Origin of the sequence: Erwinia persicina NBRC 102418 (genome assembly GCF_001571305.1) — a bacterium.
Lineage (GTDB): Bacteria > Pseudomonadota > Gammaproteobacteria > Enterobacterales > Enterobacteriaceae > Erwinia > Erwinia persicina.
In genome coordinates, this window is the sequence record NZ_BCTN01000025.1 from 41,758 (window position 1) to 48,355 (window position 6,598).

The 6,598-nt window shown below is 50.1% G+C and carries 7 protein-coding genes; 4 read left to right on the forward strand and 3 right to left on the reverse strand.

What is annotated here, in order from left to right:
- Positions 1-54: 54 nt before the first annotated feature.
- Complete coding sequence (locus EPE01S_RS20220; protein ID WP_062748769.1) at positions 55-1,236, forward strand: zinc-dependent alcohol dehydrogenase; 1,182 nt, start codon at positions 55-57, stop codon at positions 1,234-1,236.
- Between the two features lie 156 nt (positions 1,237-1,392).
- Here the strand turns inward: EPE01S_RS20220 and EPE01S_RS20225 are convergent, their stop codons facing one another.
- Positions 1,393-2,385, reverse strand: coding sequence for a threonine ammonia-lyase (locus EPE01S_RS20225; protein WP_255210168.1), 993 nt, complete (start codon positions 2,383-2,385; stop codon positions 1,393-1,395).
- A 51-nt stretch (positions 2,386-2,436) separates the two neighbouring features.
- Between EPE01S_RS20225 and EPE01S_RS20230 the strand changes: the two genes are divergently transcribed.
- From EPE01S_RS20230 to EPE01S_RS20240, 3 genes are all read left to right on the forward strand, one after another.
- Positions 2,437-2,775, forward strand: a complete 339-nt coding sequence (locus EPE01S_RS20230) for an ArsR/SmtB family transcription factor (protein WP_062748771.1) — start codon at positions 2,437-2,439, stop codon at positions 2,773-2,775.
- A gap of 95 nt (positions 2,776-2,870) precedes the next feature.
- Complete coding sequence (locus EPE01S_RS20235) at positions 2,871-3,473, forward strand: hypothetical protein (RefSeq protein WP_245006750.1); 603 nt, start codon at positions 2,871-2,873, stop codon at positions 3,471-3,473.
- A gap of 298 nt (positions 3,474-3,771) precedes the next feature.
- Entirely contained in the window at positions 3,772-5,091 is a 1,320-nt protein-coding gene (locus tag EPE01S_RS20240; RefSeq protein WP_062748773.1) for a methyl-accepting chemotaxis protein, read from the forward strand.
- A gap of 196 nt (positions 5,092-5,287) precedes the next feature.
- Here EPE01S_RS20240 and maa read toward each other — a convergent pair whose 3' ends face one another.
- Both maa and EPE01S_RS20250 read right to left on the reverse strand, forming a co-directional pair.
- Complete coding sequence (gene maa, locus EPE01S_RS20245; RefSeq protein ID WP_167550593.1) at positions 5,288-5,839, reverse strand: maltose O-acetyltransferase; 552 nt, start codon at positions 5,837-5,839, stop codon at positions 5,288-5,290.
- Positions 5,840-5,920: 81 nt separating this feature from the next.
- On the reverse strand, positions 5,921-6,343 hold the full coding sequence (locus tag EPE01S_RS20250; RefSeq protein WP_062748777.1) for a VOC family protein: 423 nt from the start codon (positions 6,341-6,343) through the stop codon (positions 5,921-5,923).
- Between the last annotated feature and the right edge of the window lie 255 nt (positions 6,344-6,598).

Genomic DNA, 6,598 nt, shown 5'->3' on the forward strand with positions numbered 1-6,598 from the left:
GTTCTATGCTTTTTAACGTCACGTCCTTTTCCCCCCTTCCTGGAGGAGCAGCACATGAGAGCATTAACCTATCACGGACCGCATAAGGTCAGCGTCGACAACGCCCCGGACCCGGTTCTGCAGGCAGCGGATGACATCATTCTTCGCGTCACGGCAACGGCAATCTGCGGTTCAGACCTGCATCTGTACCGGGGGAAAATACCCGGCACGCATCACGGCGACATATTTGGCCATGAGTTTATGGGTGAGGTGGTGGAAGCCGGCAAAGAGGTCAGCGCGGTGGCCAAAGGCGATCGCGTGGTGATCCCGTTTGTGATCGCCTGTGGCGACTGTTTTTTCTGCCATCTGCATAAGTATGCCGCCTGCGAGAATACTAACAGCGGGAGAGGCGCCATCCTGAACCGAAAAGGCATCACGCCTCCGGCAGCCCTGTTCGGCTACAGCGATCTCTACGGGGGCATTCCCGGCGGACAGGCTGAATATGTTCGGGTCCCCAAAGCCAATACCGGCCCCTTCCGGGTTCCCTCAACGCTGCCGGATGAAAAAGTCCTCTTCCTGTCGGATATCTTACCTACCGCATGGCAGGCGGTGAAGAATGCCGACATCACCCGGGGTTCCAGCGTTGCCATTTACGGTGCCGGCCCGGTAGGGTTACTCAGTGCCGCCTGCGCCCGGCACGAAGGGGCGGAACAGATCTTTATGGTCGATCATAATGATTACCGGCTGGCCTTTGCCCGTGAGCGCTATGGCGTTATCCCGATTAACTTTGATGAAAATGACGATCCTGCCGCACTGATTATTGAAAACACGGCGGGCCACCGCGGTGTGGACGCCGTCATTGATGCCGTGGGCTTTGAAGCCAAAGGCAGCCTGACCGAAACCGTGCTGACCACGCTGAAAATTGAGGGAAGCAGCGGCAAGGCGCTGCGGCAGTGTATTGCTGCCGTGCGGCGCGGTGGGGTGGTCAGCGTCCCCGGCGTTTACGCTGGCTTCATCCACAGCTTTATGTTTGGTGATGCGTTTGATAAGGGCCTGACGTTTAAGATGGGGCAGACCCATGTTCACGCCTGGCTGCCGGACCTGCTCTCCCTTATCGAAAAGGGCCACCTGAAGCCTGAAGAGATTGTCACCCACCATATGCCGCTGGAAGATGCCGCGAAAGGATACGAAATTTTTGAAAAACGCGAGGAGGAGTGCCGGAAGGTGATCCTGGTGCCGGGGATGGCCGCGCGCTAACGTCCCCCGGGGGCGAGAGACCGCCCCCGCCCCTTACCTTTTACTTTTCAAAACAGAATAATACTATGTGCCATTTTGCAGAAATACCAGCGGTGCTGAAGACGATTGCCGCTGGCAAAAGGTCTGTAAAATCGTAGAGACAAAAGGAATGATTCTTCAGAGTGAAGCCTCATTAACTAATGTGAGATAGCGGGAGCCAGATATGTTTTTACCGCTAACCACACAGACAACTTTCCGCCCGCTCAGTTCTTTTGCATAACGAAGGACCGCCGCAACGGCGGGTACTCCTGAAGGCTCGACAACATGGCTATGTAGATTGAGCATTAACAGCATCGCTGCTTTAATTTCGGCTTCCGAAACGAGAAGGACACGATCGACGCGGTCGCGTATAAGTGGCCAGGTCATCGTTTCAGGTTCTATATAGCCACTGATACCTTCGGCGATTGACGACGTAATTTCCACAGGGATCGTTTCGCCAGCATCTTTCCAACGCGCAAATGTCGGGCTCGCTTCACTTTGTATTGCCCATACTTCAGCTGCAGGGTTTATGGCTTTGATGGCCGTTGCAATACCGGAGGCCAGGCCGCCGCCGCCAATGTTAACCAGAATAACGTCAGCGTCTGCCCAGTCTTCCATAATTTCCAGACCGACAGTGCCGCCCCCGGCAATCATCTTTTCATTATTGTAGGCGGAAACGAATAGTGCGCCTGACTGTTGCGCTGCGATAATGGCAGCCTGTCTCGCATCTTCAATATTTTCAAAAAACGTAACCTGAGCACCATAATTTTTCATCGCCGAGACCTTAATGGGGTCTGCTGACAGCGGCAAGAATATGGACACGGGTATGCCTGCTACCTGTCCCGCACAAGCAAGTCCTAAGCCATGGTTCCCCGCCGTCGGGGCGATGACGCCGGCACGTTGCTGGTCTGCGCTGAGACAGGCAAGAACGTTTGCGGCGCCTCTCAGCTTAAAGCTACCGGTATGTTGGAGATTTTCCATCTTGAGCCTGACATCCGTCCCGACAAGGGCAGACAGCGCGAACGAAGGCACCAGCGGAGTTCTGCATACTGTTGTCTTAATTAGCCGGGAAGCTGCGTAAATATCTTTCAACGTGACACTGCCCATTGGCCTTAGAGTGTGGTTTGTCATAGTATGCCCGTGAAGTTATATAAGACATTAACTATATAGGTAATTGGCTATATGAACAACTCAAAGACATCCATGGCCGATATCTTTCGCGCCCTCGGTAATGAGCACCGGCTCGTGATTGTCGAATGGCTGGCCGATCCAAGGTCACATTTTCCTGAGCAGCAGGACGGCGATCTGGTTAAAGATGGCGTATGTGTCGGGTTTATCACTGAAAAAATTGGATTAAGTCAGCCCACCGTGACAGGCCATCTACAAAATCTCGCTAAAGCCGGAATTGTGACCTCGAAACGTATCAAAAACTGGGTATTCTATAAACTTGATCGCCAAAGGATGGATGAAGCAACGGCAATGCTGTCGGAATATGGGAAGCTGGCGACTCGCCGCTTATAGCGAACGATGTCTGGGCCAGCCTTCATTCTCTGCATAATATCGCCAGATATTATCGGTTCACAGCCAGCAAAGACTCAATACTTTCACCTCTGGAGATGAATGACAGGTCAGGAAAAATTTATTGCTACCAGGGTTATACTTTTGGAAGAGAAACTTATTTTGTACGCTCACTGGATGCAGCCTATACCCTGGCAGTATTATCAGACATCGAAGGTTATGATATCTATAAAAAATTCAATCAGATATGTCGTACGAAATACAGACACACAGACGTAGAGAACATTATGAAAAAAATCATTGACGACAGTTTGGTTATAAAAGCCACAATATCAGCACTTTTTAGTAGTATCGTTGGTTCATTAGTATTTTTAATGTATCTTTCTTGGGGAGATAATAGCACATCCGTATTGGGTCTTATTTTTACTTACTTTTTCATCGTCATGATGAGTATTATTGGGACCATAATGGGTTCTTTAATAATGGGTGTACCATTATTGATGATTTCAGCGCGTTTTTATCCTGATGCCACTGTAAAAGGTAGCTTATTTATAGTGTGCTCTACAATCTTCATGTGGCTGGTTGTACTGGCGTGGCCTGTAACCAAGATATTTGAAATTCATTATTCGGATGTTTTGCTTTTAAGCCCCTATGCTTTCTGTTCGGCTTTCACACTTACCTATCTGACTTACTGGAATTAATGGGCATGGCATTTTCGGGCATACTTATCCTTCCGGAGAGCCTGCTGATGTGCTCACTTACCCTCTGAACACCGGGCATCTCCTGCATCACGCCCAGCCGTGATTTTGGTATCAGGAACATCAGATTGTAAGATTCACATATTCGCGGTAATCCTGGCGGATCAGGGTAAATGTTTCCGGGTTATTACACCGTTAACGATTGCACATTATAATCAGCCGAAACTATCGCAGTGATACGTGATGCGTACGACCTGGCTGCCGATAATCAGGACAGTCCCCTGGTTAACTGGAATTGCTGATGCGCCCATCGTTACTGAAATATCTCTTTGCCTTACTGAACCGCCATCGCGGCCAGCATTCCTCTGCTTCATTGAAAGCACTGACTCAATCCATGCCTGTCATTGAGTTCAGCCCTGCCGGCATCATCCAGAAGGCCAGCCCTCTGTTTCTGGAAGCAATGGGCTATCGTGCGGAGGAAATACTGGGTCGTCATCACAGTATGTTTTGTCCTCCTTCGCTGGTTAATACACCGGAATACAGGAACTTCTGGCAGCGTCTCGCTGCTGGCGAACGTTTCAGTGATAAATACCTTCGCCTGGCCAGGGGAGGACGTCCCGTCTGGCTTGAAGCAAGCTATATCCCGGTAACCGACCGGCGGGGCAGAGTATTCAAAATCATCAAAATAGCTGCGGATATTTCAGAGAGAATGCAGTCTGCGTTGGAGCAGCAATCTGTGATTAATGCGATCAGCCGGTCAATGGCGATCATTTCATTCAGCCCAGGCGGCGTGGTACTCGATGCTAACGATAACTTTCTGAAAGCTACCGGCTATACGCGGGAACACGTGCTCGGGCAGCATCACAGGATGTTTTGTTCAGACAAACTCAGCGCAAGCGAAGCGTACCGGCAGTTCTGGGAGAGGCTCAATCAGGGAGAGTATTTTTCCGGTCAGTTTCCACGCCTCAACCGGAAGGGTGAACCCCTGTGGCTCCGCGCGACCTATAACCCGGTTTTTAACAGTAATGGCCAGCTCTATAAAATCGTCAAATTCGCTTCCGACGTGACGGAACAGGTCATACGTAATAAGAGTGAGCAGGATGCGGCCGTCCATGCCTGGAATATGGCCGTAGAGACGCGGGGAAGCGCTCAGGCTGGCGCAGCGGTGATTGATAACAGTATCCGGGTCATTAACAGGATTGCGGAAAACATGAACGTTGTCTCCGCCGACATATCACGTCTTAATAGTCAGTCGGTCAGCATTGACGGTATGGTGGAAACCATCAGAGGCTTTGCCATGCAGACTCGCCTCATTGCTCTTAATGCGGCGATAGAGGCCGCAAGGGCAGGGGCATCAGGCAGGAGCTTCGCCGTTGTTGCCTCCGAGGTGCGTACCCTTGCAGCCAGCGTCAGCGGCGCGACAGAAGAAATTGAACGGATTGTCTCCGGTAACCATCAGCTGGCCAGAGAGGTTCTCAGGGGCATAGAAGTCAGTCTTGAAAATACCGGTCAGGGTGTCACCCTGATGCGTGAGGCCGGTGAGGTGATTACCAGCATCCAGCAGAATTCTGAACGTATGGAAAATGCCGTCAGGGAAGTTGCCCGCTCGGTTGACGCTTAATATTGGGGCCGATTCAGTGCATACCGCAGCCGAAGCACAATCGTTCGGCTTCTCAGCAGGTAACGAGCCACTCACACGTTGTCTCTGGCCCAACATATGACGTATCACAGCGTATATACGCTACCCTGTGATACCGTCTGTGACCCGGTGGATCCTCTCGATGCCTCTTATGACAGTTCTCAGTGCCATCAGATATCTACAGTTCTTTAATCACTCTGGCTGGATTCCCTGCAACAACACAGTTTGGCGGCACGTTTTTCGTCACCACTGCGCCTGATGCAACAACAACATTATCGCCCAGCGTCACTCCCGGGTTAATGATTGCACGGCCGCCGATCCATACATTATGACCAATCGTAACCGGCTTACCGTACTCTGCGCCACCGATGCGTGCCCCGGCGTCGAGAGGATGAGTGGCTGTATAGATATGTACGCCGGGCGCAAGCATGCAGTTATCCCCAATACGCACTTCACAAACATCCAGGATCACACAGTCAAAATTGGCATAGAAATTCTTGCCCAGATAAATATTATATCCATAATCGCAGCGGAAAGTTGGCTCCACGTAGGCCTTACTAAGGCCGCCTAACAGCTCAGTTAATAATTTCTGACGCAGATCTATCTCATCTGGCGATGAATGATTGTAAAGGTGTAGCAGATTTCTTGCTTGTTTCCGTTCGCTACGCAATAACGCATCTCCGGCATCATAAAGGTCGCCAGCGATCATTTTCCGCTTTTCTTCACTCATCGTCATCTGATGCTATCCTTTTAATAAAATCCATTAGTTCCCGGTGTTACTACGTGCAATTATGACCATCTCAGCTCTGTATCATGCGGCTTTGCAACCTAAGCTTTGGTTAAACCGCAATAAATAGCCATCTGGATCAAGGATCAAGAAATTAAGCTGACCATGCAAACGATTATGGTCGCGATACCAGCGTTCCTCGACAGGTTTATGCAAAGGGTGACCGGCATCTTCAATTGCCGCCGCGAGTAGCGCGCAGTCAGGACACACAATTGACAGGTTCAACCCTCTGCCAAAGGGACGCTCCAGAGGACCTACCCGCCAGGGCGACTCATCCGGATAGTCTTCCTCAAGCATCAGTTGACTACCATAATAGGAAAGAAATGCGAACTTGTCTTCTGGCCTGTCATACTCAATTTTGAACCCCAGAATATCGTGATAAAACTGCAAACTCTGTTGCAGATCAGAGACGATCAATTCAGGAATCAGCGCATTCATTTTCAGCATGACATGCTCCTGTTGATTTCAAAGGTATAAAATTATAAAGACGGCATGCTAACCACGTAGCATGAGGCTATGCAAGCAAATATGAAAGCGCCTGTTTTCGTTCTACTGACCCCCCTTATATTAATGTAAACAGGGGGTTAATATCATTACTGCATTATGATATGTGCGGCCCTTATAGGTACGCACAACGTTAATTATGTTAAATTTCATATCAGATCAGGTACCCGGCTGTGGGCTGTGCTCACGGGTACCTTG

Excerpts from the sequence above, each read along its gene's own strand:
- EPE01S_RS20220 (WP_062748769.1), top strand. The coding sequence starts at position 55 with ATGAGAGCATTAACCTATCACGGACCGCATAAGGTCAGCGTCGACAAC.
- EPE01S_RS20225 (WP_255210168.1), bottom strand. The coding sequence starts at position 2,385 with ATGACAAACCACACTCTAAGGCCAATGGGCAGTGTCACGTTGAAAGAT.
- EPE01S_RS20230 (WP_062748771.1), top strand. The coding sequence starts at position 2,437 with ATGAACAACTCAAAGACATCCATGGCCGATATCTTTCGCGCCCTCGGT.
- EPE01S_RS20235 (WP_245006750.1), top strand. The coding sequence starts at position 2,871 with ATGAATGACAGGTCAGGAAAAATTTATTGCTACCAGGGTTATACTTTT.
- EPE01S_RS20240 (WP_062748773.1), top strand. The coding sequence starts at position 3,772 with ATGCGCCCATCGTTACTGAAATATCTCTTTGCCTTACTGAACCGCCAT.
- maa (WP_167550593.1), bottom strand. The coding sequence starts at position 5,839 with ATGAGTGAAGAAAAGCGGAAAATGATCGCTGGCGACCTTTATGATGCC.
- EPE01S_RS20250 (WP_062748777.1), bottom strand. The coding sequence starts at position 6,343 with ATGCTGAAAATGAATGCGCTGATTCCTGAATTGATCGTCTCTGATCTG.